Genomic DNA, 25,989 nt, shown 5'->3' with positions numbered 1-25,989 from the left:
GGCCGGAGCTACAGCCAGCCCTTCTCGCGGGCGATCCGGACCGCCTCGGTGCGGTTGCGGGCCTCGGTCTTCTGGATCGCCATCGACAGGTAGTTGCGCACCGTGCCCTCGGACAGGTGCAGCCGCCTGGCGATGTCCGCGTTCACCGCGCCGTCGGCGGCCGCGCCCAGGACGTCCCGCTCGCGCGGGGTCAGCGGGTTGGCGCCCTCCGCCAGCGCGGCCGCCGCCAGCGCCGGGTCGATCACCCGCTCGCCGCGCAGCACCCGGCGGATCGCCTCGGCCAGCTCGGCGGCCGGCGCGTCCTTCACCAGGAACGCGTCGGCGCCCGACTCCATCGCCCGGCGCAGGTAGCCGGGGCGGCCGAAGGTGGTCGCGATGACCACCTTGGTGTGCGGCGCCTGCCGGCGCAGCTCGGCGGCCGCCTCGATGCCCGTCATCCCCGGCATCTCGATGTCCAGCACGGCGACCCGCACGTCGTTCGCCAGCACCGCCGCCACCACCTCGTCACCGCGCCCGACCTGCGCGACGACGTCGATGTCCCCTTCGAGGCCCAGCAGCGCGGCCAGGGCCTCCCGGACCATCCCCTGGTCCTCGGCCAGCAGTACGCGGATCGAGGCCCCGTTCTCAGTGTCGTCCATGGCCATGACCTTAGGGGGCGGGCCGGAGCGCCGGGCGGGCAGGCGGCCGGGGGGCAGGCGGCCCGAGCGGGCAGACGGGCCGAGCAGGGCGGGCTGCCAACGGACTTGAGTCTCCGGTAGGGGGAGAGTCCACAGTGGTGCCCATGGACGGCAGCTCCCCGGACGACGGCATCCGGTACTCGATCGGCGACCTCGCCCGGCGCACCGGGCTCACGGTCAAGACCATCCGGTTCTACGCCGACACCGGCCTCGTGCCGCCCACCGACCGCACCTCCGCCGGCTACCGGCGCTACGACGTCCACGCGCTCGCCCGGCTGGACCTCGTCCGCACCCTGCGCGAGCTCGGCCTCGACCTGCCCGCGATCCGCCGGGTGCTGGAGCGGGAGACCCCGCTGCACGAGGTCGCCGCCGCGCACGCCGAGGCGCTCCAGGTGCAGATCCGCACCCTGCGGCTGCGCCGGGCGGTGCTGCTCGCGGTCGCCCAACGTGACTCCACCCCAGAGGAGATGAAACTCATGCACAAGCTCGCCGCACTCTCCGACGCCGAACGCCGGCGCCTCGTCCACGACTTCATCGACGAGGCCTTCGGCGGCCTCGACGCCAACCCCGAGTTCGTCGCCATGATGCGCTCCGCCATGCCCGAACTGCCGGACGAACCGCGGCCGGAGCAGGTCGAGGCCTGGGTCGAGCTGGGCGAACTCGTCCAGGACCCGGACTTCCGCGCAGCGGTGCGCCGGATGGCCGAGCGCCAGGCCGCGGAGCGGGCGGACGGGGACCGCGGCGGCCTGCACACCGAACTCACCGCGACCGTACGGTCCTCGGTGGGCACGGCCCTGGCGGACGGCATCGCCCCCGCCTCCCCCGCCGCCGACCCCGTCGTCGACTCCCTCACCGCCGCCTACGCCGAGGCCTTCGGCCGCCCCGACGACGCCGACCTCCGGCGGTGGCTGCTCGACCGCCTCGGGATCGCCGACGACCCGCGCGCCGAGCGCTACTGGCACCTGCTGGCGACCGTCAACGGCTGGCCCGCCCCGGAGAGCCTGCGGGAGGTGTTCGAGTGGTTCGGCGAGGCCCTGCGGGCCAGACTGTCGGGATGCTGAGCCTGGAACCCCTCCACCCGGACCACGCCGAAGCCCTGCTGGCCTTCGAACGCACCAACCGCGCGTACTTCGCCCGCAGCGTCCCCGACCGTGGGGACGACTACTTCGCCGACTTCCCGAGCCGGCACGCCGCGCTGCTCGCCGAACAGGGCGCGGGCACCTGCCGGTTCCACGTGATCCGGGACGCGGACGGCGCGCTCGTCGGCCGCGTCAACCTGGTCGACATCGCCGACGGCACCGCCGAACTCGGCTACCGGGTCGCCGAAGCCGCCGCCGGCCGGGGGATCGCCTCCGCCGCGGTCGCCGAGGTCTGCCGACTCGCGGCCGGCCCCTACGGCCTGCGCTCCCTGACGGCGGGCACCTCCGTCGACAACGCCGCCTCGCAGGCCGTGCTCGTCCGCAACGGCTTCCGGTTCGGACACCGGTACCTGCTCGGCGGCCTCCCGGCCCTCGCCTACCGCCGCGACCTGGACGACCTGATCCCGGCGCACTGACCGGAGCGGCCGGGCTGCCCGGGAACGGGACCGGGACCGGGACCGGTCAGAGCCAGCGCAGGGCGGCCTCGACGCTGTCCGCGCCGCTGGTGTTGAAGGCGATGGCGGACCCAGGCGCGTGGCGGCGGACGAGGTTGACGACGAGTTCGAAGAACGGGAGGGCCGGCTCGGGCTTGCGGATGCCGCCGCCGATGACGACGACGTCCCACCCGTGCCCGTCGAGCGCCGCGACGATCGCGGGCTCGGCGGTCGCGTCGGGGGCGACCAGGGTCATCGCGGCATCGATGCCGTGATCGGCGAAGCGGGCGAGTTCGGCGTCGAGGACGGCCCGCACGGCGTCGCCGTCCATGCCGGGGACGCTGTGCGGGTCGAAACCGAGAACGAGGACGGTGGGCATGCCCGGTAGGACGATCAGGCCGCCTCGCCGGGTTCCCCGCGCAGGAAACGGGCGGCGTCGGCCAAGGTGAGCTTGGGGTCGGTCCAGGAGCAGACCTCCAGCCGGGAGAGCCGCCCGTCCTCGGCGAAGAGGAGGACCTCGCCGTCCTCGCCGAGGTCCGTCTCGGCCGCGATCTCCGGACGGGCCGCCGGGTCGGGGCCGGTGAAGTGGACGGTGCAGCCGCAGGCGCAGCGGGCCCGGATGCGCAGGTACGGGACCTGGGCGCGCAGCGGGTGGCCGTCGGGCAGGAGGACGTCGAGGGTGTGGCGGACGTCGGCGGGGAGCTGGTTCATCGGCGGCGCAATCGCGTGGTGAGGGCGGACAGTTCTTCGACACGGAGGAGGTGGGCGAGGAGCAGGTAGACGACGGCGAGGGCGGCGCCGGCGGGCAGCAGGCCGTAGCGGGCGGTCCACCAGGCGGCGGCCGCGGCCGGGAGGGCAGCGGCGAGCAGCTTGAGGTGGGCGCCCAGCACGCGCAGCGGGCCGAGACGCCGGCGCAGCAGCAGCTGGGCCGCCACGCAGGTGAGCAGGAAGGAACCGCCGTAGCAGCCGGCCATCCCGGTGACGACCCAGCGCAGCGGCAGCAGCCGGTGGCAGAGCAGGGCGCCGAGCACGGTGGCGGCGACGGGCAGGAGGTTGAGCAGGAAGGGCGTGCGGCTGTCGCCGAGCGCGTAGAAGGTGCGGGTGAGCGCGTACGCGGCCGAATAGAGGACCAGGCCGGGGGCGAAGGCGGCCAGCATGCCCGCGATGGCCTGGACGTCGGCGGAGCCGGTCCGGCCGTGGCCGAAGGCGAGGGCGCACAGCTGCGGCGCGAGGACGGCCAGCGCACAGGCCGCCGGGACGGTCACCACCCCGATCGTGCGGACGGTCCGGGAGAGAATCCCGCGGACGGCGCGCGGGGTGTCGGCGGCCGCGCTGAGCGCGGGGACGGCGGCGGTCACCACGGACACCGTGATCACGCCGTGCGGCACGATCCACAGCAGGTACGCGCTGCTGTAGGCCGTGTACCCGACGCCCGGGAGACCGGCGGCGGCGGCCTGCGAGCCGGCGAGCGTGGAGAGCCGGGTCACCACCCAGTAGCCCACCTGGTCGCTGAGCACCAGCAGCAGCGTCCACCCGGCGGCCCGCAGCGGCTCGCCGAGCCCGGCCTGCCGCCAGTCCCAGCGCGGCCGCAGCCGCACCCCGGCGGCCCGCAGGCAGGGCAGCAGCACCAGGCTCTGCACCACCACGCCCGCCGTCGTCCCGGCGCCCAGCACCGTCAGGTCGGCGGCGGAGAAGGACCGCTGTCCGACGTACGCACCGAACACCCCGATCACGACCAGGTTGTTGAGCACGGGCGCCCACGCCATCGGCGCGAACCGCTGCCGGGCGTTGAGGAGTTGGCCCAGCACCGTGAACAGGCCGTAGAAGAACACCTGCGGCAGGCACAGGTACGCCAGCAGCACCGTGCGGTCCAACTGCGCGTCGCCGTACGAGGTGTACGCCCGGACGACGAGCGGCGCGGCGGGCACCACCACGGCCGTCAGCACCAGCAGCGCGGCCACCAGCACCGTCACCAGCCGGTTGACGTGCGCCGCCCCGCCGTCCGCCGACTCCTTGGCGGCGCGCACCAGGTGGGGCACCAGCGCGGTGTTCAGCGCGCCGCCGATCAGCAGCACGAACAGGATGTTGGGCACCGTGTTCGCCACGTTGTAGCCGTCCGCGAGCACCCCCGAGCCCAGGACGGCCACCAGCACCGCCGAGCGGACGAAGCCGGTCGCCCGGGACACCACCGTCCCCACCGCCATCACCAGGCTCGGCGGCACGGTGCGCCGCGGCTTGCGGTGCCGGGCGGACGGGACGGGCCGGGCCGGCGGAACGGCCGGGGCCGACGAAACGGGCCTGGCCGACGGAGCAGGCAGGGCCGGCCAGCCCGGGGCCGGGTGCTCCCCGGCGGACCTCGGCTCCACCCCCTGCCCGGGCTCACGGGCGTGCCCGAGCTCACGGGCCCCGACGGCCTCCTGGAGAACGGTCATCCGCCAGCTCCTCTCGCTCCGGGCACCGGCCCGAACAGGCCGGCGAGAACGGCGAGAGCATGCGTCAAGTGCCCTGAAGCGAAGCTGAGAAAGCTGAAGACCGCTTAAGGAGCGGATCCGGCGCCGGTGGCATCCTGATCCGCATGGAAATTCTGATGGTGGAGGACGACCCCCAGGTCGCCGCGGCCGTCCGGCGCGGCCTGGAGGCCGAGGGCTACACCGTCGACCTCGCCCCGGACGGCCTCACCGGCCTGCGGCTGGCCCGGCGGCACGCCTACCGGGCGATCGTGCTCGACATCATGCTTCCCGGCCTGAACGGCTACAAGGTGTGCGAGGCGCTGCGCGCCGAGGGCGTGACCACCCCGATCCTGATGCTGACCGCCAAGGACGGCGAGTACGACGAGGCTGAGGGCCTGGACACCGGCGCCGACGACTACCTCACCAAGCCGTTCTCGTACATGGTCTTCCTGGCCCGCCTGCGCGCCCTGATCCGCCGCAGCCAGACCCCCGGCCCGCTGCTGCGGGTGGGCGACCTGTGGCTGGACCCGGCGGGCCGCCGCTGCGGCCGCGGCAGCGCCGAGATCACCCTCACCGAGCGCGAGTTCGCCGTGCTGCGCTGCCTGGCCGAGCACCCCGGCGAGGTGCTGTCCAAGCGCCGGATCGTCGACGAGGTGTGGGACATCGCCTTCGACGGCGAGGAGTCCATCGTCGAGGTGTACGTCAGCATGCTGCGCCGCAAGGTGGACTCCCCGTTCGGCGTCCGCTCGATCACCACCGTGCGCGGCGCCGGTTACCGACTGGAGGCCTGACCGTGCTCAGCCGCCTCTCCACCCGCCTGCGCACCTCGCTGGCGGCCGGTCTCGCGGCCCTGCTGCTGCTCGGCGGCGGCGCCTGGTGGCTGCGCGACCACATGTACGACGCCCAGCTGCAGGCCGCCGAGTCGGAGGCCAAGTCGCAGGCCCGGGAGATCAGCAACAACTTCAAGTACGGCCAGCAGCTGAAGGACAAGGCACAGCTGCCGTACCTGGTGCTGGGCAACGACGGCCAACTGGTCACCATGGGAGGCCCGCTGACCACCCAGCACCTGGTCGGCCCGATGCCGACGCTGGTGCCGCACCTGGCGCCGGACGACTGGCAGACGGTCCAGCGGATCACCATCGGCCCCGTCGGCACGGCCGCCGCCAACCGCTACTCGGGACGCACCTTCGTCGCGATGGGCGCCTGGAGCCCGCTGCTGGAGAAGGACGGCTACCAGCCGCGGGCGGGGACCAACCCCTACACGGTCTACGTGCTGGCCACGCCGTTCGTCGCCGAGGCCTCGCTGCGCACCATCGACCCGGTGCTCCGGGCCGGCGTGCCCGTCGCGGCGCTGCTGGTCGCGCTGACGGCCTGGGTGGCGACCCGCCGGGCGCTGCGCCCGGTGGACGCGATCCGCGCCGAGCTGGCCGAGATCGGCGAACACCGACTGGACCGCCGCGTCCCGGTGCCGCCCTCCGGCGACGAGATCACCCGGATGGCCCGGACCACCAACGCCACACTGGACCGGCTGGAACGCTCGGCCGCCCAGCAGCAGCGCTTCGTCGCGGACGCCTCGCACGAGCTGCGCAGCCCGATCGCGGCGCTGCGCACCAACCTCGAAGTCTCGCTGGCCCACCCCGAACGCACCGACTGGCCGGCCGCCACCCAGGAGGCGCTGACCTCGGTCGAGCGGCTCCAGCAGCTCACCGAGGACCTGCTGTTCCTGGCCCGGGGCACGCACCCGGCGGCGGCCGGCCAGCTCGCCACCGTCGACCTGTCCGCCGTGCTGCGCGAACTCGCCGACCAGTACCGCCCGGCCCTCCACACCCGGCTCGTCCTGCAGGTGGACACGCCCGAGGCGGTCCTGGTGCGCGGCAGCCGGATCCGGCTGCACCGGCTGGTGCGCAACCTGCTGGACAACGCCAAGCGGCACGCGGCGACCGAGGTGGTGATGTCCGCGCGGCAGACCGCGTACGGCTGCGTCGTGGAGGTCCGGGACGACGGCCCGGGCGTGCCGCCGGAGGACCGCGAGCGGATCTTCGAACCGTTCACCCGGCTCGACGAGGCCCGCAGCCGGGACGCCGGCGGCAGCGGCCTGGGCCTGGCCATCGCGGCGGACGTCGCCACCCGGCACGGCGGCAGCCTGCGCGTCGCCCACGCGCCGCGCGGCGCCCGCTTCGTGCTGGAGCTGCCGTCCGCCTGACCGGCTCGGTCGGCCGGGCCGGCTACTCGGGCCCCGTGGCTCCGGGCACGACGGACACCGTCCGCAGCGGCACCGAGGCCCGCAGCCGGAAGCCCCTGCCCCGCTCCGCCGGTCCGGTCTCCAGCCGCCCGCCGACCAGTGCCAGTCGCTCCTCCAGCCCGGACAGGCCGTTCCCGGCCTGGGACTTGCCCGGCCCGCGCCCGTCGTCGGCGATCTCCAGGACGGCGTAGCGCTCGCCGTCGCCCGCCCAGCTCTCGTCCGCCGTCACCGTGCAGACGGTGGCGTCCTCGCCGTGCCGGACGATGTTGGTGACGGCCTCGCGCAGCGCCCAGGCCAGCGCGCCCGCCTCCTCGGTGGCCAGTCCCGGCCAGCTGTCCACCAGCTCCGGCGCGACCTCCAGCCGGACCTGGGCGGCGGCCAGCGCGGTACGGGCGGCGGCGAGTTCGACCGGCAGGGTCGGACGGCGGAAGCCGGTGACCGCCTCCCGGACGTCGATCAGCGACTGCCGGGCGACCTGCTCGATGTCGGCGACCTGCGCCCGCGCCGCCTCGTCCTTGCCGGCGTCCATGAACCGCCCGGCCAGCTCGCTCTTCAGGGTGATCAGCGAGAGCGAGTGCCCGAGCAGGTCGTGCAGGTCGCGGGCGAGCCGCAGCCGCTCCTCGGAGGCGGCCAGGTGCGCGACGGCGGCGCGGGCCTCGCGCAGCTCCTTCATGGTGGCGACGAGCCGCTGCAGGCCGGTCATCGCGGCGCCGGAGAGGAAGGCGCTGAGGGCGAAGGTCGCGATGCTGTCCATTCCGGCGTGGATCAGCAGGCCGACCGCGACGACGAGCCCGGACATGGCGGCCAGGGCGCGCAGCGCGTACTGCGCCGGCGAGATGATCGCGACGCACACCGAGGTGTAGATGAAGAGGGGCAGGAAGGTCTCGCCGAGCACGACGGAGGACGCGATCGCGAGCGCCACCATCAGTGCGACGATCACCCGGCAGGCCCGCGGCCACATCCCCGGGGTCGAGCGGAAGATCACCAGCAGGACGTAGCTGCCCACGAAGAACGCCAGGCTGATCCAGCCGAACACCTGGGCGCCCGTGCTGTGCTCGCCGTTCAGCAGGCGGCTCACCGGGTAGGCCAGGTACGTCAGCCACAGCAGCATCCAGGCGACCTTGACCAGCAGCTGCCGCCTGGTCTCCACCGGGGATCCGGGGACGTTCATGAACGACGCACGCGCCGGGCCCTCCCCCCGCTGCTCGTCGGAGTGGTCGGCCTGACGCGTGTCGCTCATGTGGATCATCATGCCTGGCGGGTGTCACGGCGGTACAGGGCCGTCGCGGCCACGACGAACACCACCAGGAAGCCGGCCAGCCCGACGGCCGCGACGGTGTCCAGGGAGTGCCCGGGCTGGGTGAAGGTGGCCAGCTTGTTGTACAGGAACACCGGATTGAAGCGGGCGAACTTCTCCAGCGAGCCGCTCACCGGGAACCAGGTGCCGCCGAGCAGCGCCATCGCCATGTAGGTGATCATCACGATCGGCTGCACCGAGTCCGGCGCCGCCGCGTAGCCGAGCGCCACCCCGAGCGCCGCGAAGACGAAGCTGCCCAGCCACAGCGCGGCCGCCAGCCCGATCCACTGCGCCGCGCCCAGCGAGACGCCCTGGCCGGCGCCGACCGCGAAGACCACCAGGATCGCCGGCAGCGTGGTCACCGCGCTCGCCGCGATCTTGCCGAGGGTGTACGCCCGGCCCGGCAGCGCCGTCAGCCGCAGCTGGCGCGTCCAGCCGGTCTTGCGCTCCAGCGAGATCCGCTGCGCGTTGCCGGTGAGCACCGCGCCGACCGCGCCGAAGGTGGCCATCGAGACCATGAAGTAGGTCTTCACCGGCAGTCCGCCGGCCTGGTCGGCGGCGCCGTACGCGTGGATGAAGAAGACGTACATCAGCGCCGGGTAGGCCACGGTGAAGAACAGGTAGCGCCGGTTGCGGAGGGTCCGCAGGATCTCCAGCCGGATCAGGGTGGTCATCGCGCACTCTCCAGGGCGGCGTCGTTCTGCGGGGCGGCGTCGTCCGACCGGGCGTCGTCCCGGTCCAGCTCGCCGGTGATGGTCAGGAAGGCCTGCTCCAGGCCCAGGCCGGTGACCTCCAGCCCGCGCGGGTACAGGCCCGCCCGGTAGAGCCCGGCGACGCTCGCGTCGGCGTCCGCGGTGCGGATCCGCACCGTCCGCACCCCCGGGACCCTCGCGGTGACGTCCAGCGACTGCACACCCGGCAGGGCGCGCAGCACGGCGTCCTCGAACCGGCCGTCCGCGTCGTGGAGTTCGAACGCGATCCGGCGGGCCCCGGCCCGCGCCTTGATCTCCGCGGAGCTGCCGTCGGCGATCAGCCGGCCCCGGTGCAGCACCAGGACGCGGTCGGCGATCGAGTCGGCCTCCTCCAGGTAGTGGGTGGCGAACAGCACCGTGCGCCCGGCGTCGGCCTGCGCCCGCATGCTCGCCCAGAACGACTGCCGGACGCTGACGTCCATGCCCGTGGTGGGCTCGTCCAGCACGATCAGGTCGTTGTCGCCGGCGATCGCCAGGGCGAAGCGGACCCGCTGCTCCTGGCCGCCGGACAGCTTGTCGACCCGGCGCTCCGCCAGCTCGGTGATCCCGGCGTCGGCCAGCACCTCCGGCACCGACCGGCCGCGCGGGTGCACGTCGCAGGCGAGCCGCACCAGCTCGCGCACCTTGACGTCGGACATCAGCCCGCCGCTCTGCAGCATCGCGCCGACCCGGCCGGCCTCGATCGCCGCCCGCGGGGTGCCGCCGAACAGCGTCACCCCGCCCTGGTCGGGCTCGCGCAGTCCGAGCAGCAGGTCGAGGCTGGTGGACTTGCCGGCGCCGTTCGGGCCCAGCAGGGCGACGGTCTCCCCCGGCCGCAGCACGAGGTCCAGCCCGTCCACGGCGCGCACCCGCCCGTAGCTCTTGCCCACGCCGCGGAAGGCGGCCACCGCCTCGGTGTCCATCGCCCGGCTCCTCTTCCCTGGTGGTGTCGTGTCCGTTGCTGTTCGCACCACCTCAGAGTCCCGCGCGGGCGGGGGCCGGCGTCAGTGTCCGCCGTCGTGCCTTCGACATGACGGATGTCATGCCGACGGCCGGTACCCGTGTCAGCCCGGTGGGGCGGTGGGGGTACCGGCCGTCGGTCGCGCCGGTCAGGAGCCCTGCATCCCCAGCGAGCGCTTCACGAAGTCGACCTGGAGCAGCAGCAGGTTCTCCGCGACCTCCTCCTGCGGGGTCATGTGCGTGACGCCGGACAGCGGCAGCACGGTGTGCGGGCGGCCGGCGGCGAGCAGCGCCGAGGAGAGCCGCAGGGTGTGCGCGGCCACCACGTTGTCGTCCGCCAGCCCGTGGATGATCATCAGCGGGCGCTCCAGCCCGGCCGCGTACCCGCTCAGCGAGTTGGCGGCGTACACCTCGGGCCGCTCGGCCGGATCGCCCAGGTAGCGCTCGGTGTAGTGGGTGTCGTACAGCGCCCAGTCGGTCACCGGCGCGCCGGACACCGCCGCGTGGAAGACGTCCGGGCGGCGCAGCACGGCGAGCGCGGCGAGGTAGCCGCCGTACGACCAGCCGCGGACGGCGACCCGGTCGAGGTCCAGCGGGAACTCCGCGGCGAGCGCCTGCAGCGCCTCCACCTGGTCGTCCAGGGTCGCCCCGGCGAAGTCGAAGGCGATCGACTTCTCCCAGGCCGGGCCGCGCCCGGGAGTGCCGCGGCCGTCGGCGACGACCACCGCGAAGCCCTGGTCGGCGAACCACTGCGAGTTGAGGTGCGGGTTGTGCGCCTGGACGACACGCTGGCCGTGCGGGCCGCCGTACGGGTCCATCAGGACGGGCAGCAGGCCGTCGCGCTCGCGGTCGTAGCCGGTGGGCAGGAAGACGGCGGCCGGGATGCGGCGCTCGCCGGCGAAGCGGAACACCGGGCGGGCGGTGATGACCGGGGTCTCGGCGTACGAGGCGATGGTGGCGATGTCGTCGACCACCACGCCCTCGGGCAGGTCGCGGGCGACCTGCACCAGGGTGCCGGGCAGGTCAGGCTCGGCGGTGACCCGCACGGTGACCCCGCCGCCGTGCACGGCGTTGCCGACGGAGGTGAACGGCCGGCCGTTGGCCGACTCCCAGCCGAGCCGCGTGCCGTCGTGGCTGATCCGGCCGACGGCGATCCAGCCGGGCTCGGGGTCGGTCTCGGCGGCGCCGCCGGAGGCGCTGAAGAACACCTCGTCCTCGGTGACGGCGATGACGGACCTGACGTGCAGGTCGGCCCCGGTGACGGCCCGGTCGCCGACCACCAGCGTGCGGCTTCCCCCCTCGTCCGAGATCCGCACCAGCTTCCCGTCCGGGGTCCACGCCGGGACGCCCGGGAACAGCTCCAGCCAGGCCTCGTCCTTCTCCTCGTGCAACACCTCGGTGGCGCCGGTGGCCACGTCCAGGCCGAGGATGCGCTGGCTGCGCTGGTCGCGGGACTGCACCTGCAGCAGCGGCACGCCGCCCTTCGACCAGTGCACCCGGCCGAGGTACGGGAAGGCGGCGCGGTCCCAGACCACCTCGGTGCGCCCGCCGTGCAGGTCGAGCACCCAGAGGCCGACCTCGGCGTTCGGGGTGCCGGCCGCCGGGTAGGCGACCTCGGCGGGCTCGCGGTCCGGGTTGGCCGGGTCGGCGATCCACCAGCGGCGCACCGGGCTGTCGTCGGCGCGTTCGACGAGCAGCCGGTCGCTCTCGGGGGACCACCAGAAGCCGCGGTCGCGATCCATCTCCTCCTGGGCGATGAACTCGGCCTGGCCCCAGGTGACGTTCGGGCCGTCCGGCTCGGCGAGCACCCGGTCGCCGCTGCCGTCGGTCCGGGACAGCCGCAGCTCGCCGGCGGTGTTGGCGTACGCGACGTGGCTGCCGTCGGGCGACGGGCGCGGGTCCAGAAGCGGCCCCCGGGCGGGCAGTTCGGCGGTGGTGCCGGCCACCAGGTCGGCGGTGAACAGGCGTCCCGAGAGGGCGAAGGCGGCCAGCGAGCCGGCCGCGTCCAGGGCGTAGCCGACGATGCCGGCCGAGCCTTCGCGGCTGCGCTCGCGGCGGGCCTTCTCGGCCGGCGAGAGGTCCTCCTCGCCGCCGCCGAGCAGGACCGCCGGGTCCGCGGCGATCCGCTCCTCGCCGGTGGCGGTGTCGAGGGTCCAGAGCAGGTTGGCCCGTTCGCCGCCGGAGGGCGAGCGGAGGAAGAGGACCCGCGAGCCGTCCGGTGCGACGGAGAAGGAGCGGGGCGCGCCGACGGTGTAGCGCAGGGTCCGCGCGTACTGCCGGGGGAAGGTGTCCGCAGGGGTGTGGGAGGTCATGGCACCAGACCCTACGACGCCGAACTGCCGCTGTCGGGAGGCTGGTGATCACTCGTTCGGAGCATCGTCGCGAAGTACGCCCCGAAGAGTGCCACACCCCCTCCGACCGGCCCGTGCGCCCCGTGAGTGCCGCAATGCCCCGGCGCGCGGGGACTCACTGAATGTAATGCTCCCCTTACCCATCGGGTATGACTGGTCAGGCGAGTGATCGTCGGCCCCGTCCCGGGCCCCGGTCGCCCGCGGCCCCAGTTCCGCACCGTCCCACCGCCGCCCTCCCCAGGGGGTGGCGCGCCCGAGAAGGGGTTGTGAGCCGACATGGCCATGAACATCTCCGCAGCCGTGCTGATGCTGGTCATCGTGGTGGTGCTGATCCGCCGCTCCGGCCTGAAGCTGGCGCACGCCATCGTCTGCGCGCTGCTCGGCTTCTACCTGGCCTCCAGCTCGATCGCCCCGTCGATCAGCCAGGTCACCACCAACCTCGCCGGCATGATCAACGGCCTGAGGCTCTGACCCCACCCGGCCGGTGGTTAGGCTTCCTCCCATGACCGCGACTACCGGCCGCCGACTCCTCCTGGTGCACGCGCACCCCGACGACGAGTCGATCGGCAACGGCGCCACGATGGCCCGGTACGCCGCCGAGGGCGCCCGGGTCACGCTGGTGACCTGCACCCTCGGCGAGGGCGGCGAGGTGATCCCCCCGGAGCTCGCCCATCTGACGGCCGATCGGGAGGACACCCTCGGCGCGTACCGGATCGGCGAGCTGACCGAGGCGATGCGCGCCCTGGGCGTCACCGACCACCGCTTCCTCGGCGGCCCGGGGCGCTACCGCGACTCCGGAATGATGGGCGTGGCCGACAACGACGTGCCCGGCTGCTTCTGGCGGGCGGACGTGGACGAGGCGGCCGGCCACCTGGTCGCGGTGATCCGCGAGGTGCGGCCGCAGGTGCTGGTCACGTACGACGAGAACGGCGGCTACGGCCACCCGGACCACATCCAGGCGCACCGGGTCGCGATGCGCGCGTACGAGCTGGCCGCCGACCCGGCCCACCGCCCCGAGCTGGGCCCGGCCTGGCGGATCGCCAAGGTGTACTGGAACCGGATGCCGCGCTCGGTGATCGAGGCCGGGCTCGCCGAGACCGCCGCCAAGGCGGCCTTCCCGGGCGTCGCCCGGCCGTCCGACGTCCCCGGCGTGGTCGCCGACGAGGCGGTCACCACGGCACTGGACGGCGCCGCGTACGCCGGCCGCAAGGCGACCGCGATGGCCGCGCACACCACCCAGATCACCGTGGACGGCGCCTTCTTCGCGCTGTCCAACGACCTCGGCCAGCCCCTGCTCGCCACCGAGTACTACCAGTTGGTGCGCGGCCAGGCCGGTCCGGGCGAGCCGGAGGACGACCTGTTCGCGGGCCTCGACGACACGGCCGCGGGTGCCGAGGAGGACGCGCGATGAGCAAGCCCGCACCGCGGCCGCCGCGCCGCTCCATCCCCGCGGCGGTGCTCGGCACCCGCGAGGAGCGCCTGGCCGAGCCTCAACCCCCGCGCGCCGCCCGGATCGCGGCCTATGTCCTGTTCTTCCTGCTGGGCATCGCCGTGTCGGTCTGCGGATCCTTTGTGCAGGCCCTGTGGCCGCCCGTGGGGGTCCTGCTGGCCCTCGCCGCGACCGCCGCGACCTTCTACGGCGGCCTGCGGGTCACCGGCACCCGGCTCGGCGCGGCCGCGCCCGCGGCCGGCTGGTTCCTGGCGATGCTGCTGCTGATCGTGCCCCGGCCGGAGGGCGACAACGTGCTGTGGTCCAACGCCACCTCGCTGGCCTGGCTGTTCGCCGGCTCGGTGCTGGGCGTGATCTGCGCCACCCTGCCCACCCGCACCAGCTGGTTCCCCGGGGTGCCCGGCCCCCCGCGCTGACCACGGCCGAGCGCGGCGTACGGTACCGCGTACGACGCGCAGTCAGGAGCACGCGGCCTTACTCTCATACCGGAAGAACCGGACGTATCAGGATCTGTCCGAACCCGTTCACCGCTCAGTTCTTCCCAGTATGGTGGTCCCGCAGAACGCCGTACCCGACCGCCGCCCGCCCCAGCCGGGCCCGGCGACCACGAACCGCGGTCGCGCCGCACGGCCCGCCCGCGAACCCGGAGCAGAGCAGCATTGAGCAGCCGCGAATCTGACAACGCCCACCCGACGCCTCGGCGCACGGGTCCGGACGCCTACCCGTCGGGCACCCCGCCCTACGGCACGCCGGGGCCCTCCGGCGGCGACCGGGCCGCGGCCGGCACCGGCCAGGGCACCGCGGACGGCGGCGAGGACGACGGTCCGAAGACCGAGACCACCCTGACCACCCGGGTCCGGATCAACATCCCCGGCTCGCGTCCGATCCCGCCGGTCGTCGTCCGCAGCACCGTCAAGAACGAGGACGGCCCCGCCGAGGAGACCCCGGCCGCCGACCAGGGCGGCGCGCGCCACCGCTCCGCGCCGGCCTCGCCCGTCCTCGGCGTGATGGACGGCGGCAGCAGTATGGCCACCCCGCCGAACCTGCCGCCGGAGTGGGAGATCCCGCCGATCCCGCCGGCGACCTCCGAGTCCGAGTCCACCGGCGCGTGGTTCCGGCCGCGCCAGAAGAAGGCGTCGGCCGCCGAGCCCGCCCCGGCCGCCGTGCCGGCCGGTGCCCCGAGCGCGCCGGAGGCCCCGTCCGGTGCCGCCGAGGCCCGACCGCAGGGTGCCCGCCCGGCCGGCGGCGCTGCCGCCCGTGCCAACGGCGCCCCGAAGGGCCGTCCGGTACCCGCCCAGGGCAAGGCGTCGAACCCGGGCGCCCCCGCCGCGCCGTTCCGCGCCGAGGCCCCGGCCGAGGAGCCCGGCGTCTACGAGGCCGCCGACCCCTTCGCGCCCGCGGCCGACCCGTTCGGCCCGACCCCCGGCCCCGACGCCGGCACCCGGGGCCCGCGCGGCGGCCGCCCCCAGCAGGACCGTCCCCAGCAGCAGAACGGGGCGCGCCGGAACGGCGCCCGGCAGAACGGCCCCCGCCAGGGCGGCCCGCAGCAGGGCGGCCCGCAGGACGCCTTCCGGCCGAACGGCCACCCGGCCGGCCCGCAGGGCGCGCCGGCCGCCGAGCCGAGCCCGGAGGACACCTCGGTCGACGGCTTCCGGCCGATCCGCGAGAACACCCCGCCGCCCGCCGGGATATCCGGCCCGCCCCGCAACGGCGCCCCGCACGGTGCCGACGGCCGTACCCAGCCGGGCCTGTTCGCCTCGGCGCCGACCGGCGCCGACCCGTTCGCCACCCAGCGCCCGGCCGCCCCCGGCCAGGACGGCCCCGCCGCCCCGGCGGCGCCCGGCGGGCTCTTCCCGGGTGCGCCCGGCGCGGGCCCGCAGCCCGGCCGCCCCCGGCAGGCCGACCCCGAGGTCACCGAGGTCACCCCGCTGCCCTCCCCGGGCGCCGGCGCCGGCCCCCGGCCCCCGGCCGCCCAGGGTGCGAAGGGTGCTCCCTCGCCGGCCCCGGCCCCGGCTCCGGCTCCGGCCCCCGCCAAGGCCCAGTCCGCGCCCGCCAAGACCAAGCGCGGCGGCGGCAAGAAGCTGGTCAAGCTGGGCGTCTACGGCATCGGCGGTGTGCTGTTCCTCGGCGCCGCCGCGTACGGCACCGGCCTGATGCTCAACCAGTCCGACGTCCCCAAGGGCACCGTGGTGCTCGGCACCGACATCGGCGGCAACAGCCGTGACCAGGCGATCCACTCGCTGGACGCCTCGGTCGGCAAGGCCGGTCAGCAGCCGCTCAAGCTGAAGATCGGCGACCAGACCCTCGACCTCGACCCGGCGGTCGCCGGCCTGAGCTTCGACACCACCGCCACGGTGGACGGCCTGGCCCAGCACAGCTACAACCCGGTCGACGTCATCAAGTCGATCCAGGGCGGCAGCAAGGCCGTCGCGCCGGACGTCAAGGTCGACCGGGCCAAGCTCAAGGCCGCCCTCGACTCGCTGACGGCCGGTTCGGGCCAGGGCCTGCAGGAGGGCTACGTCAAGTTCGGCGAGCCCAACGGCGAGCCGATCGTCGTCCCCGGCCGGGCCGGCCAGGCGGTGGACTCGGCGAGCGCCCTGGACGTGGTCGAGCAGGCCTACCGCGACCGCGCCGACGGGAAGCCCGACCAGCCGATCGCCCTGGCCGTCACCGCCGCCCAGCCCAAGGTCTCCGCCCAGGCCCTGCAGGCCGCCGCCGACGGCCTCGGCAAGCAGGTGGCCGCCGGCAAGGTGCACGTCGTGGCCGGTACCAAGACCTGGGACTTCGGTGGCAAGACCGCCGCCAAGGCGCTCACGCTCGTCCCGGACGCCTCCGGCAAGATCGTGCCCAAGTGGGACCTCGACGCGCTCTCCGCCCAGCTGGGCAACGTGTTCGACAAGGTGAAGATCAAGAAGAACGGCCAGACCGTCGCGATCACCCCGCAGGACGTCGCGGACGGCATCGCCTCGGTCTTCGACAAGACCGGCGACAAGGACCGCACCTTCAAGTTCACCGTCTGACGTTCCGCCGTCCGACGTTCCGCCGTCCGTCGGGGGGCGGGGCCGCACCGGTCCCGCCCCTCGACAACCCCGCCTCCCGCTCAGCAAGATGTGACGCCACACCTTCCGTTTCCGTCACACGCACCCCGGGAGCACGCCGATGAGCCGCCGCCTCCAGCACCACGGGACGGCACTGCTCGCCGGCCTCACCGCACTCACCCTCTCGCTCGCACTCTGCTCCTGCGGCTCCGGCCAGGGCGGCGACGGGGGCGACGCCCTGCCCTCCTCCGCCGCCGGGACGCCCAAGCTCACCTCGGTCGACATCAACCCCCACGAGCGCGGACAACTGCGCCAGGGCGGCACGCTGAACCTGGCGATCACCCAGTTCTCCCGCCAGTGGTCGCCGATCCACGGCGACGGCAGCGAGTCCTCGACCATCGCCGTCACCAAGCCGCTGCTGCCCACCTTCTTCCGCTCGGACGCCGCCGGCGCCCAGACCGTCAACCCGGCCTACCTGCAGGAGGCCCACGCCGAGCTCAAGGACGGCCGGCAGGTGGTCACCTGGACGCTCAACCCGAAGGCCCACTGGTCCGACGGCACCCCGATCACCTGGCGCGACATCGAGGCCAACTGGCGCGCCCTGAACGGCAAGGACCCCGCCTACAAGCCGTCCAGCAGCACCGGGTTCGAGCTGGTCTCCTCGGTCGAGCGCGGCAAGGACGACTTCCAGGCCGTGATGACCTTCGACCGGCCGTTCTCGGAGTGGCAGTCGATGTTCAACGGCGCCGGCAACGCCCCGCTGCTGCCGGCCGGTCGGATCTCCACCCCGGACCTGTTCAACACCGCCTACCTGGACGCGATCCCGGTCACCGCGGGCCCGTTCAAGGTCGAGCAGCTCGACCGCACCGCGCAGACCGTCACCCTGGTCGCCGACCCCAACTGGTGGGGCGACAAGCCGATGCTGGACCGGATCGTCTTCCACGCGATGCTCCCCGACGCGATGGCCGACGCCTTCGCCAAGGGCCGGATCGACCTCCTCAACAACGGCCCGGACGTGGCCGGTTACCAGGCCATCCGGAACACCAAGGGCGCCGTCGTGCGCCGGGCCGGCGGCCCGGACTTCCGCCAGATCACCCTGAACGCCCGCACCCCCGCGCTGAGCGACGCGACCGTGCGCCAGGCCGTGTTCCAGGCGATCAACCGGGACGCCGTCATCCGCGGCGACCTCAACGGCCTGGACTGGCCCGCCGTCGCGCTCAACAACCACCTGCTGGTCGCCAACCAGAACGGCTACCGCGACAACTCGCTCGGCCTGGCCCGCTACGACCCCGTCGAGGCCGCCCGCAAGCTGGACGCGGCCGGCTGGAAGCTCGACGGCGACGTGCGCAAGAAGGACGGCCACGAGCTGAACCTGCGGATGGTCATCCCGGCCGGCGTCACCCAGGCCCAGAACGAGGCCGCGAACACCACCAAGATGCTCAAGGACGTCGGCATCAAGGTCAGCACGGTGACCGCCGCCGCCAACGAGTTCTTCGACAAGTACATCAACCGCAACGACTTCGACATCACCGCCTACTCGCTGCTCGGCACGCCCTTCCCGGCCAGCGGCAGCCGCGCCAACTTCGTCCAGAACGGCGGCACCAACCACGTCGGAGCGGGCAGCGCCGCCGTCGACTCCGCGCTCGACCGGGCCGCCGCGGCGACCGACGCGGCCACCACCTCCGAGGCCATCAACCAGGCCGACGGCGAGCTCTGGAAGGTGGCCGGCGTCCTGCCGCTCTACCAGCGCCCGCAGCTGTACGGCGCCCGCGCCGACCTCGCCAACATCGGCGCGCAGGGCCTGTCCGACATCGTCTGGGAGAACGTCGGCTTCCTGAAGTAGCCCGGAGCGGCCCGGCGGTGGGCTCAGCCGTGCAGCGTCTCGCGCCAGTAGTGGCAGGCGCTGTGGCGGCCCACCAGCTCCTCCCCGTGCTCGCCCACCACCGGGTGCAGCGGCGGGAGTTCGCTCCGGCAGCGGTCCTGCGCCCGGTCGCAGCGGGGGTTGAAGGCGCAACCCTCGGGGATCCGCAGCAGGTTGGGCGGCAGGCCCTTGATGGCGTGCAGGTCCTGGCCCTTCTGGTCGAGCCGCGGGATGGAGTCCAGCAGGCCCCGGGTGTACGGGTGGGCCGGGCGCGCGTACAGCTCGTGCACCGGGGCGGTCTCGACGATCCGGCCCGCGTACATCACCGCGATCTTGTCCGCGACGTCGGCGACCACGCCCAGGTCGTGGGTGATCAGGATCAGGCCCATGTTGAACTCGCTCTGCAGCTCCGCCAGCAGGTCCATCACCTGGGCCTGGACGGTCACGTCCAGCGCCGTGGTGGGCTCGTCCGCGATGATCAGGTCCGGCTCCAGGGCCAGCGCCATCGCGATCATGATCCGCTGGCGCATGCCGCCCGAGAACTGGTGCGGGAAGTCGCCGACGCGCTGCCGGGCGGCCGGGATGCGCACCCGCTCCATCAGCTCGACGGCCTTCTCCCGGGCCTCCTTGCGGGTGACGCCGTGGTGCACCCGGAACATCTCGCCCAGTTGGTAGCCCACGCTGAGCACCGGATTGAGGGCGGACAGCGCGTCCTGGAAGATCATCGCGATCCGCCGGCCCCGGACGGCCCGCCGGGCGTTGGCGCTCATGGTCAGCAGGTCCTCGCCCCGGAACAGCACCCGCCCCGCGGTGATCCGCCCCGGCGGCATGTCCAGGATGCCCATGACCGCCTGCGCTGTCACCGACTTGCCCGAACCGGACTCCCCCAGCACCGCCAGCGTCTCGCCGGCCGACACCGCGTAGCTCACCCCGTTGACGGCCTTGGCGACGCCGTCCCGGGTGTGGAACTCCACGTGCAGATCCTCGACCTCCAGCAACGGGGTCCCGGGTGCCAGACCCTCCCGACCGCCGCCGATCACCTCCACCGCGTCCATCTGGGCAGACCTCCTCAGCGCAGCAGCGACCATCGACAGGTGCAGAGCAACTATCAAGGAACGGGGCACACTTGGCGAGTCTGCGGCAGATCTCTTTTCCGTCACGGGGCGGACGGCGAAGGGCGCGCCCCCGAGCCGAGGACGCGCCCTTGGAGGAGGATTCTCAGTCGGTCCCCCGCCCGTTCCCGGGCTCCGCGCCACCCTGCCCGGCCGCACCCTGGTCGCCCTCGGGCTCAGTCGGGCCCTGCCCGGCCGCACCCTCCGCCGGGCCCCGCTCGCCCTCGGGCTCCACCGCGCTCTGCCAGGTCTCGCGCTCCGCCGCACTCTGCTCGCCCTCGCGCTCCGCCGCACTCTGCTCGATCTCGCGCTCCGCAGCGAAGTGACAAGCCGAGTCGTGGAACGCCGCCCCGTCCAGCCAGGACGGCGAGGCGAGCAGCGGCACCTCGACCTCGCACCGCTGCTGGGCCTTCCAGCAGCGGGTGCGGAAGCGGCAGCCGGAGGGCGGGTTGGCCGGGGAGGGAACGTCCCCGGTGAGCACGATCCGGTCCCGGGACTCGCGCGCCGTCGGGTCCGGCACCGGCACCGCGGAGAGCAGCGCCTGGGTGTACGGGTGGGTCGCGTGGTCGTAGATCTCCGCGTCGCTGCCGATCTCGACCAGCCTCCCGAGGTACATCACGCCGACCCGGTCGGAGATGTGCCGGACGATGGAGAGGTCGTGCGCGATGAACATGTACGACAGGTTGAACTCGCCCTGCAGCTGCTCCAGCAGGTTGATCACCTGCGCCTGCACCGACACGTCCAGCGCCGACACCGGCTCGTCGCAGATGATGACCTCCGGCTTGAGCGCCAGCCCCCGGGCGATGCCGATGCGCTGGCGCTGGCCGCCGGAGAACTGGTGCGGGTACCGGTTGATGTACTCCGGGTTGAGCCCGACCACGTCCAGCAGGTCCTGGACGGCCTTGCGGCGGTCGCCCCTGGGCGCCACCTCGGGGTGGATCTCGAACGGCTCGCCGATGATGTCGCCGACCGTCATGCGCGGGTTGAGCGAGGTGTACGGGTCCTGGAACACCATCTGGATGTTCCGGCGGACGGCCTTCAGCGCGCCCCCGGAGAGCCGGGAGATCTCCTCCCCCTTGTACCGGACCGAGCCCCCGGTGGCCGGCTCCAGGTTCATCAGCACCTTGGCCAGCGTGGACTTCCCGCAGCCGGACTCGCCGACGATGCCGAGCGTCTCGCCCTGCATCAGGTCGAAGCTGACCCCGTCGACCGCCTTCACCGCACCGACCTGCTTCTTGAACAGGACGCCCTGGGTCAGCGGGAAGTGCTTGACCAGGTCCCGGACTTCGAGGATCGGCTCGCCGCGCGGCACCTCCTGCGCGAAGACGACCTCCTCCGGCATCGCCGCGCCCAGTGCGCTGGCCCCGTTAGCGGTCATGGAGGGTCTCCTTCCAGAAGAAGCAGGCACTGCCGCGCCCCTCCGCCGGCGTCCCGTCGTCCTCGGTCACCGGGAACAGCTCCGGCACCTCGGCCCGGCAGATGTCCTGGGCGCGCGGGCAGCGCGGGTTGAAGGCGCATCCCTTGGGAATCCGCAGCAGGTTGGGCGGCAGGCCCTTGATCGCGTAGAGCTCCTGGCCCTTCTGGTCCAGCCGCGGGATGGAGTCCAGCAGGCCCCGGGTGTACGGGTGGGCCGGGCGCGCGTACAGCTCGTGCACCGGGGCCGTCTCGACGATCCGGCCCGCGTACATCACCGCGATCTTGTCCGCGACGTCGGCCACCACGCCCAGGTCGTGGGTGATCAGGATCAGCCCCATGTGGAACTCGGCCTGCAGTTCGGCGAGCAGGTCCATCACCTGGGCCTGGACGGTCACGTCCAGCGCCGTGGTGGGCTCGTCCGCGATGATCAGGTCAGGCTCCAGGGCCAGCGCCATCGCGATCATGATCCGCTGGCGCATGCCGCCCGAGAACTGGTGCGGATAGTCGTTCACCCGGTCCTTGGCCGCCGGGATGCGCACCCGGTCCATCAGCTCGACGGCCTTCGCCTTGGCCTCCGCCCGGGAGGCCCCCCGGTGGGCGCGGAACATCTCGCCGAGCTGGAAGCCCACCGAGAGGACCGGGTTGAGGGCGGACAGCGCGTCCTGGAAGATCATCGCGATCCGCCCGCCGCGGATCCTCCGCCGCTCGTCCTTGCTCATCGTGAGCATGTCCTGGCCCCGGAAGCGGATCTCGCCGCGCGGGATCCGGGCCGGCGGCATGTCCAGGATGCCCATGATCGCCTGCGCCGTCACCGACTTGCCGGAGCCGGACTCGCCCAGCACCGCCAGCGTCTCGCCGGCCGCGACCGAGTAGTTGACGCCGTTCACGGCCCTGGCGACGCCGTCCCGGGTGACGAACTCGACGTGCAGGTCCCGGACGTCGAGCAGCGGCCCCTCGTACGGTGCCTCCCGCCCGGCCTTGGTGGTGTCCACCGCTGTGTTCACGATGCGCTCCCTCGCTCAGCGAAGCTTCGGGTCGAGGGCGTCGCGCACCGCGTCGCCCATCATGATGAAGGCCAGGACGGTGATGGACAGTGCCGCGGCCGGGAAGAACATCACGTAGGGCGCGGTCCGGATCACCTTCTGGGCGGAGGAGATGTCGATGCCCCAGGAGATGGTCGGCTCCTGCAGGCCGATGCCCAGGAAGCTCAGCGTCGCCTCGGTCGCGATGTAGCCGCCGAGCGCGATGGTCGCCACCACGATCACCGGGGCGACGGCGTTCGGCAGGATGTGCCGGACCATCAGCCGCCCGGTCCCGGCACCGAGCGCCCGGCCCGCCACCACGTAGTCGGACTGTTTGACGGTCAGCACCGCGCCGCGCATCACACGCGCGATCTGGGTCCAGCCGAGGACGACCAGCGCGAAGACCACGGCCCACACCGTACGGCTGTGGAAGCCGTTCAGCAGCACCAGGGCGCCGAGCAGCAGCGGGATGCCGAAGAAGATGTCGATGATCCGGGAGATGACCGCGTCGATCGCGCCGCCGAAGTACCCGGCGACCATTCCGGTCAGTCCACCGAGCAGGGTGACCCCGGCGGTCACCACGATGCCGACGGTGATCGAGGCCCGGGCGCCGTAGACCACCCGGGCGTAGATGGAGCGACCCTGGGCGTCGTAGCCGAACCAGCCGGCGCCGAAGAAGTCCGTCCAGTCCGGCCGCTTGAGGTAGTCGTGCACCAGGTCGGCCTTGCGCGGGTTGGCGTCGGTGAAGGCCCAGGGGAAGATCGCCATGAGCACCAGCAGCACGATCAGCAGCACCGAGATCAGGAAGATCGGCCGCCGCCGCAGGTCCCGCCAGGCGTCGCCCCAGAGGCTGCGGGCCTCTTCCCGCTTCTCCACGTCGGGTTCGATCAGGGTCTCCTGCTCGACCGCCATGCCCTGCTCCCCGGCGTAGTCGAGGTGCGACACACCCGGCTTCGGGTGCGGCTCGTACGAGCCCTCGTCGTGGATGTCAGGCATAGCGGATCCTCGGGTCCAGGACCGCGTAGAGCAGGTCGACGAGCAGGCTGGCGACCAGGTAGATGATCACCAGAACGGTCACGATGCCGACCACGGTCGGGCCTTCCTTCTGGTTGATCGCCCGGTACAGGACGTTGCCGATGCCCTGCACGTTGAAGATGCCCTCGGTGACGATCGCCCCGCCCATCAGGGCGCCGAGGTCGGTGCCGAGGAAGGTGACCACCGGGATCAGCGAGTTGCGCAGCAGGTGGCGGGAGATGATGGTCCGCCGGGGAAGCCCCTTGGCGGTCGCGGTGCGGATGTAGTCGGCCCGCAGGTTCTCGCCGATGGACGTCCGGGTGAGCCGGGCGACGAACGCGAGCGACAGCGAGCCCAGGACGACCGCGGGCAGGATCAGCTGGGTGAGGTCGTAGCTGTCCTGCACGGTCGGCGTGACCCAGCCCAGGTTGGTGGCGAACACGGTCTGCGCGATGTACGCGAGCACGAAGACCGGGATCGAGATCACCACCAGGGTCAGGATCAGCACCAGGGTGTCCGCGATGCTGCCGCGCTTCAGGCCGGAGATGACACCGAGGGCGAGGCCCACGACGATCTCGTAGGCGAAGGCCAGCAGCGCCAGCCGGATGGTGACCGGGAAGGCGTCCGCCATGATGTCGGAGACCGGGCGGCCGGTGAAACTCGTCCCGAAGTCCCCCTGGAACAGGTTCCCCATGTAGTGCAGGTACTGCTTCCAGAGCGGCTGGTCGAGGTAGTACGTGTGCTTGATGCTGGCGACCACGGCCGGGTCGGCGGCCTTCTCGCCGAACAGCGCCACCACCGGGTCGCCCGGCAGCGTGTACACCATCACGAAGATCAGGAACGTGGTGCCGAAGAACACCGGGATCATCTGCAGGACCCGCCGCAACACGTAACTGCCCATCCGGGCCTCCTTCCTAGGTGCCCGACCGGCGAGGCCGGTCGGCCGGGAGGCCGCGCCCCGCCCTCCGTGCGGGGAGGGCGGGGCCGGCGCGAGGGGATCAGGGCCCGGAGATCAGCCCTTGACCTCGATCTGGGTCCAGGCCGGGTTGCCGAACGAGTCGAACGTCACGTTCTGCACGTTGGTCGAGTAGCCCGAGTTGGTGCGGTAGTACCAGAGCGGGATGGCCGGCATCCCGCTCTGCAGCACGGCCTCGGCCTGCTGGTAGCCGGTCGTCGAGTCGCTGACGCTCGGGGCCTCGTCCGCCTGGGTCGACAGCTGGTCGAACTGCGCGTTGCTGTACCCGGTGTCGTTGGACGCGGCGCCGGTGCGGTACACGTCGGCCAGGAAGTTGGCGTTCAGCGGGTAGTCCTGCACCCAGCCGGTGCGGAAGGCACCGTTGAGCTGGTGCGCGGTGATCGCCGCGCGCGCGGTCTTGAAGTCCGGCTTCGGGTCGCCGAGGCAGTCGACGCCGGTGTTCTGCCGGATCGAGTTGCAGACCGCGTCGACCCACTCCTTGTGGCCGCCGTCCGCGTTGTAGGTGATCAGCACCTTGTTGCCGGGGACGCCGCCGCCCTGCTGGATGAGCTGCTTGGCCTTGGCGGGGTCGAAGTTGCAGAAGTCCCCGCAGGTGCCGGCCTTGTAGCCCTCGACGCCCTCGGCCACCCAGGCGCTCGCGGGAGCCCGGGAGCCCTGCAGCACCGTCTTGGTGATGGTCGCGCGGTCGATCGCCATCGACAGGCCCTGGCGCACCTGGGCCTTCTCCGGTGCGGCCCAGTCGGCCTGGTAGAGCGTGAAGCCGATGTTCTGGATGCCGCCCTGCGGGGCGTCCACCGCCCGGTCGCCGAGGTCGCTCTTGTACGTCGCCAGCGCCGACGGCGGCACCTGGTCGATCACGTCCAGGTTGTTGGACTGCAGGTCGGCGTAGGCGGCCTCGGACGTGGTGTACATCTTGAAGACGATGCCGCCGTTCTTCGGCTTGTCGACGCCCTGGTAGTCCGGGAAGGACTTGGTGACCACCTGGGTGTTGTGCGCCCAACTGACGAACTGGTACGGACCGTTGCCCACCGGCTTCTGGCCGTACCCGGTCGGGTCGCTGAAGAAGCCGTCCGGCAGCGGTGAGAAGGCGATGTAGCCGAGCTTGTACTCGAAGTACGACACCTTGTGGTTCAGCTTGATGGTGAAGTGCTGGTCGTCGGTGACGGTCAGGCCGGACATCTTGTCCGTGGTCGGGTTCCCGGTGGCCGGGTGGACGTCCTGGTAGCCGTCGATGTCCGAGAACCAGGAGCTGTTGATCTGGTTGTTGGCGGGGTTGGCCGCCCAGTTCCAGGCGTTGACGAAGTTCTTCGCCAGCACCGGGGTGCCGTCGTGGAACTTCCAGCCGCTCTTCAGCGTGACGGTGAAGGTCTGCGAGTCGCTCGTGTCGATCGCGCTCGCGACCTGCATCCGGAGCTGGGCGTTGGTCGGGTTGTAGTCGACCAGCCCCTTGAAGAGGTTCTGGATGATGCGACCGCCACCGACCTCGTTCGCGTTGGCGGGCTGCAGCGGGTTCTGCGGCTCGTTGCTCTGGTAGCTGAAGGTCTTGCTGGTGTCCGACGAGCTGCTGCCCCCTCCGCCGCTGCTGCTGCACCCGGTGGCCACCAGGGCCACGGACGTCGCAACGGCGAGGACCCAACGAGCACGGGCGGCTACGGGCATGGAGGTCCCTCCTCAAGGTGTGTGTCGCATCACACCCCATGAGAAGCGCGCCCCGGCGACGGCGCGAGTCGGGTGCACCCGGACGGGTGCCGTGACCCCCCTGCCGAGTTGACGCGGCGCCGGATCGGCGCAGTGCGTTCGACGCCTTTCGACGCGGCGA

General features: G+C 72.9%; 23 protein-coding genes. 9 read left to right on the top strand and 14 right to left on the bottom strand.

Annotated features, from left to right (window positions below; genetic code table 11):
- Window positions 1–8 precede the first annotated feature (8 nt).
- Window positions 9–638 (bottom strand): response regulator, encoded by a 630-nt coding sequence (locus tag ACIRST_RS07425; RefSeq protein ID WP_396544571.1) that lies wholly within the window; start codon window positions 636–638, stop codon window positions 9–11.
- Between the two features lie 143 nt (window positions 639–781).
- Here ACIRST_RS07425 and ACIRST_RS07420 point away from each other — a divergent pair, with 143 nt between their 5' ends.
- A complete protein-coding gene (locus ACIRST_RS07420) occupies window positions 782–1,738 on the top strand; it encodes a MerR family transcriptional regulator (RefSeq protein ID WP_350522147.1) in 957 nt (318 codons plus the stop codon).
- Complete coding sequence (locus ACIRST_RS07415; protein ID WP_402800675.1) at window positions 1,732–2,232, top strand: GNAT family N-acetyltransferase; 501 nt, start codon at window positions 1,732–1,734, stop codon at window positions 2,230–2,232. The genes ACIRST_RS07420 and ACIRST_RS07415 overlap by 7 nt, the downstream gene beginning before the upstream one ends.
- 46 nt (window positions 2,233–2,278) lie before the next feature.
- Here ACIRST_RS07415 and ACIRST_RS07410 read toward each other — a convergent pair whose 3' ends face one another.
- The 3 genes from ACIRST_RS07410 to murJ are packed head-to-tail and all read right to left on the bottom strand — an operon-like array spanning window position 2,279 to window position 4,682.
- The gene (locus ACIRST_RS07410; RefSeq protein WP_396544575.1) at window positions 2,279–2,629 is read right to left on the bottom strand and encodes a hypothetical protein; all 351 of its coding nucleotides are present in this window, start codon (window positions 2,627–2,629) and stop codon (window positions 2,279–2,281) included.
- Window positions 2,630–2,643: 14 nt separating this feature from the next.
- Entirely contained in the window at window positions 2,644–2,961 is a 318-nt protein-coding gene (locus ACIRST_RS07405; protein ID WP_350522150.1) for a hypothetical protein, read from the bottom strand.
- Window positions 2,958–4,682 (bottom strand): murein biosynthesis integral membrane protein MurJ, encoded by a 1,725-nt coding sequence (gene murJ, locus ACIRST_RS07400; RefSeq protein ID WP_402800673.1) that lies wholly within the window; start codon window positions 4,680–4,682, stop codon window positions 2,958–2,960. Before murJ ends, ACIRST_RS07405 begins: the two co-directional genes overlap by 4 nt.
- A gap of 143 nt (window positions 4,683–4,825) precedes the next feature.
- On the opposite strand from murJ, the gene ACIRST_RS07395 reads away from it, so the two are divergent.
- Both ACIRST_RS07395 and ACIRST_RS07390 read left to right on the top strand, forming a co-directional pair.
- On the top strand, window positions 4,826–5,491 hold the full coding sequence (locus ACIRST_RS07395) for a response regulator transcription factor (RefSeq protein WP_350522152.1): 666 nt from the start codon (window positions 4,826–4,828) through the stop codon (window positions 5,489–5,491).
- A 2-nt stretch (window positions 5,492–5,493) separates the two neighbouring features.
- Window positions 5,494–6,903: an ATP-binding protein gene (locus ACIRST_RS07390; protein ID WP_350522153.1), complete on the top strand. Its 1,410-nt coding sequence runs from the start codon at window positions 5,494–5,496 to the stop codon at window positions 6,901–6,903.
- Window positions 6,904–6,925: 22 nt separating this feature from the next.
- Here ACIRST_RS07390 and ACIRST_RS07385 read toward each other — a convergent pair whose 3' ends face one another.
- The 4 genes from ACIRST_RS07385 to ACIRST_RS07370 form a co-directional block, all read right to left on the bottom strand.
- Entirely contained in the window at window positions 6,926–8,182 is a 1,257-nt protein-coding gene (locus tag ACIRST_RS07385) for a histidine kinase (protein WP_350522154.1), read from the bottom strand.
- A gap of 8 nt (window positions 8,183–8,190) precedes the next feature.
- Window positions 8,191–8,913, bottom strand: a complete 723-nt coding sequence (locus ACIRST_RS07380; protein ID WP_350522155.1) for an ABC transporter permease — start codon at window positions 8,911–8,913, stop codon at window positions 8,191–8,193.
- Window positions 8,910–9,893, bottom strand: coding sequence for an ABC transporter ATP-binding protein (locus ACIRST_RS07375; RefSeq protein ID WP_350522156.1), 984 nt, complete (start codon window positions 9,891–9,893; stop codon window positions 8,910–8,912). The genes ACIRST_RS07380 and ACIRST_RS07375 overlap by 4 nt, the downstream gene beginning before the upstream one ends.
- A gap of 186 nt (window positions 9,894–10,079) precedes the next feature.
- On the bottom strand, window positions 10,080–12,242 hold the full coding sequence (locus ACIRST_RS07370; RefSeq protein ID WP_402800669.1) for an alpha/beta fold hydrolase: 2,163 nt from the start codon (window positions 12,240–12,242) through the stop codon (window positions 10,080–10,082).
- Window positions 12,243–12,557: 315 nt separating this feature from the next.
- On the opposite strand from ACIRST_RS07370, the gene ACIRST_RS07365 reads away from it, so the two are divergent.
- The 5 genes from ACIRST_RS07365 (at window position 12,558) to ACIRST_RS07345 (ending at window position 18,612) form a co-directional block, all read left to right on the top strand.
- Window positions 12,558–12,752: a DUF2304 family protein gene (locus tag ACIRST_RS07365; protein ID WP_350522158.1), complete on the top strand. Its 195-nt coding sequence runs from the start codon at window positions 12,558–12,560 to the stop codon at window positions 12,750–12,752.
- A gap of 31 nt (window positions 12,753–12,783) precedes the next feature.
- Window positions 12,784–13,692, top strand: a complete 909-nt coding sequence (mshB, locus tag ACIRST_RS07360) for an N-acetyl-1-D-myo-inositol-2-amino-2-deoxy-alpha-D-glucopyranoside deacetylase (protein WP_402800668.1) — start codon at window positions 12,784–12,786, stop codon at window positions 13,690–13,692.
- Window positions 13,689–14,147, top strand: a complete 459-nt coding sequence (locus ACIRST_RS07355) for a DUF6113 family protein (protein WP_396544593.1) — start codon at window positions 13,689–13,691, stop codon at window positions 14,145–14,147. Before mshB ends, ACIRST_RS07355 begins: the two co-directional genes overlap by 4 nt.
- Window positions 14,148–14,390: 243 nt before the next feature.
- Window positions 14,391–16,751, top strand: a complete 2,361-nt coding sequence (locus tag ACIRST_RS07350; protein ID WP_402800667.1) for a hypothetical protein — start codon at window positions 14,391–14,393, stop codon at window positions 16,749–16,751.
- 139 nt (window positions 16,752–16,890) lie between these two features.
- On the top strand, window positions 16,891–18,612 hold the full coding sequence (locus tag ACIRST_RS07345) for an ABC transporter family substrate-binding protein (RefSeq protein WP_402800666.1): 1,722 nt from the start codon (window positions 16,891–16,893) through the stop codon (window positions 18,610–18,612).
- Window positions 18,613–18,635: 23 nt separating this feature from the next.
- Here the strand turns inward: ACIRST_RS07345 and ACIRST_RS07340 are convergent, their stop codons facing one another.
- The 6 genes from ACIRST_RS07340 to ACIRST_RS07315 all read right to left on the bottom strand — a co-directional run bounded on the left by ACIRST_RS07340 (window position 18,636) and on the right by ACIRST_RS07315 (window position 25,829).
- Complete coding sequence (locus tag ACIRST_RS07340) at window positions 18,636–19,685, bottom strand: ABC transporter ATP-binding protein (protein ID WP_402800664.1); 1,050 nt, start codon at window positions 19,683–19,685, stop codon at window positions 18,636–18,638.
- Window positions 19,686–19,848: 163 nt separating this feature from the next.
- Window positions 19,849–21,084: an ABC transporter ATP-binding protein gene (locus ACIRST_RS07335; RefSeq protein ID WP_402800939.1), complete on the bottom strand. Its 1,236-nt coding sequence runs from the start codon at window positions 21,082–21,084 to the stop codon at window positions 19,849–19,851.
- Between the two features lie 25 nt (window positions 21,085–21,109).
- Complete coding sequence (locus ACIRST_RS07330) at window positions 21,110–22,162, bottom strand: ABC transporter ATP-binding protein (protein WP_350522164.1); 1,053 nt, start codon at window positions 22,160–22,162, stop codon at window positions 21,110–21,112.
- 15 nt (window positions 22,163–22,177) lie between these two features.
- Window positions 22,178–23,092, bottom strand: a complete 915-nt coding sequence (locus ACIRST_RS07325) for an ABC transporter permease (protein ID WP_350522253.1) — start codon at window positions 23,090–23,092, stop codon at window positions 22,178–22,180.
- Between the two features lie 76 nt (window positions 23,093–23,168).
- Window positions 23,169–24,095 carry an ABC transporter permease gene (locus ACIRST_RS07320; protein ID WP_350522165.1) on the bottom strand — a complete coding sequence of 309 codons (927 nt, stop codon included), beginning with the start codon at window positions 24,093–24,095 and terminating at the stop codon, window positions 23,169–23,171.
- Between the two features lie 111 nt (window positions 24,096–24,206).
- Window positions 24,207–25,829, bottom strand: a complete 1,623-nt coding sequence (locus ACIRST_RS07315) for an ABC transporter substrate-binding protein (protein ID WP_350522166.1) — start codon at window positions 25,827–25,829, stop codon at window positions 24,207–24,209.
- Between the last annotated feature and the right edge of the window lie 160 nt (window positions 25,830–25,989).

The sequence above is a fragment of the Kitasatospora sp. NPDC101447 genome (assembly GCF_044767225.1).
Taxonomy (GTDB): Bacteria; Actinomycetota; Actinomycetes; order Streptomycetales; family Streptomycetaceae; genus Kitasatospora.
This window is presented reverse-complemented; position numbering and strand designations above follow the sequence as displayed.

Coding starts and splice junctions, on each gene's coding strand:
- ACIRST_RS07420 (WP_350522147.1), top strand. CDS start 782: ATGGACGGCAGCTCCCCGGACGACGGCATCCGGTACTCGATCGGCGAC.
- ACIRST_RS07380 (WP_350522155.1), bottom strand. CDS start 8,913: ATGACCACCCTGATCCGGCTGGAGATCCTGCGGACCCTCCGCAACCGG.
- ACIRST_RS07410 (WP_396544575.1), bottom strand. CDS start 2,629: ATGCCCACCGTCCTCGTTCTCGGTTTCGACCCGCACAGCGTCCCCGGC.
- ACIRST_RS07325 (WP_350522253.1), bottom strand. CDS start 23,092: ATGGCGGTCGAGCAGGAGACCCTGATCGAACCCGACGTGGAGAAGCGG.
- ACIRST_RS07370 (WP_402800669.1), bottom strand. CDS start 12,242: ATGACCTCCCACACCCCTGCGGACACCTTCCCCCGGCAGTACGCGCGG.
- ACIRST_RS07415 (WP_402800675.1), top strand. CDS start 1,732: ATGCTGAGCCTGGAACCCCTCCACCCGGACCACGCCGAAGCCCTGCTG.
- ACIRST_RS07395 (WP_350522152.1), top strand. CDS start 4,826: ATGGAAATTCTGATGGTGGAGGACGACCCCCAGGTCGCCGCGGCCGTC.
- ACIRST_RS07355 (WP_396544593.1), top strand. CDS start 13,689: ATGAGCAAGCCCGCACCGCGGCCGCCGCGCCGCTCCATCCCCGCGGCG.
- ACIRST_RS07425 (WP_396544571.1), bottom strand. CDS start 638: ATGGACGACACTGAGAACGGGGCCTCGATCCGCGTACTGCTGGCCGAG.
- ACIRST_RS07315 (WP_350522166.1), bottom strand. CDS start 25,829: ATGCCCGTAGCCGCCCGTGCTCGTTGGGTCCTCGCCGTTGCGACGTCC.
- murJ (WP_402800673.1), bottom strand. CDS start 4,682: ATGACCGTTCTCCAGGAGGCCGTCGGGGCCCGTGAGCTCGGGCACGCC.
- ACIRST_RS07365 (WP_350522158.1), top strand. CDS start 12,558: ATGGCCATGAACATCTCCGCAGCCGTGCTGATGCTGGTCATCGTGGTG.
- ACIRST_RS07340 (WP_402800664.1), bottom strand. CDS start 19,685: ATGGACGCGGTGGAGGTGATCGGCGGCGGTCGGGAGGGTCTGGCACCC.
- mshB (WP_402800668.1), top strand. CDS start 12,784: ATGACCGCGACTACCGGCCGCCGACTCCTCCTGGTGCACGCGCACCCC.
- ACIRST_RS07375 (WP_350522156.1), bottom strand. CDS start 9,893: ATGGACACCGAGGCGGTGGCCGCCTTCCGCGGCGTGGGCAAGAGCTAC.
- ACIRST_RS07405 (WP_350522150.1), bottom strand. CDS start 2,961: ATGAACCAGCTCCCCGCCGACGTCCGCCACACCCTCGACGTCCTCCTG.
- ACIRST_RS07320 (WP_350522165.1), bottom strand. CDS start 24,095: ATGGGCAGTTACGTGTTGCGGCGGGTCCTGCAGATGATCCCGGTGTTC.
- ACIRST_RS07335 (WP_402800939.1), bottom strand. CDS start 21,084: ATGCCGGAGGAGGTCGTCTTCGCGCAGGAGGTGCCGCGCGGCGAGCCG.
- ACIRST_RS07345 (WP_402800666.1), top strand. CDS start 16,891: ATGAGCCGCCGCCTCCAGCACCACGGGACGGCACTGCTCGCCGGCCTC.
- ACIRST_RS07385 (WP_350522154.1), bottom strand. CDS start 8,182: ATGAGCGACACGCGTCAGGCCGACCACTCCGACGAGCAGCGGGGGGAG.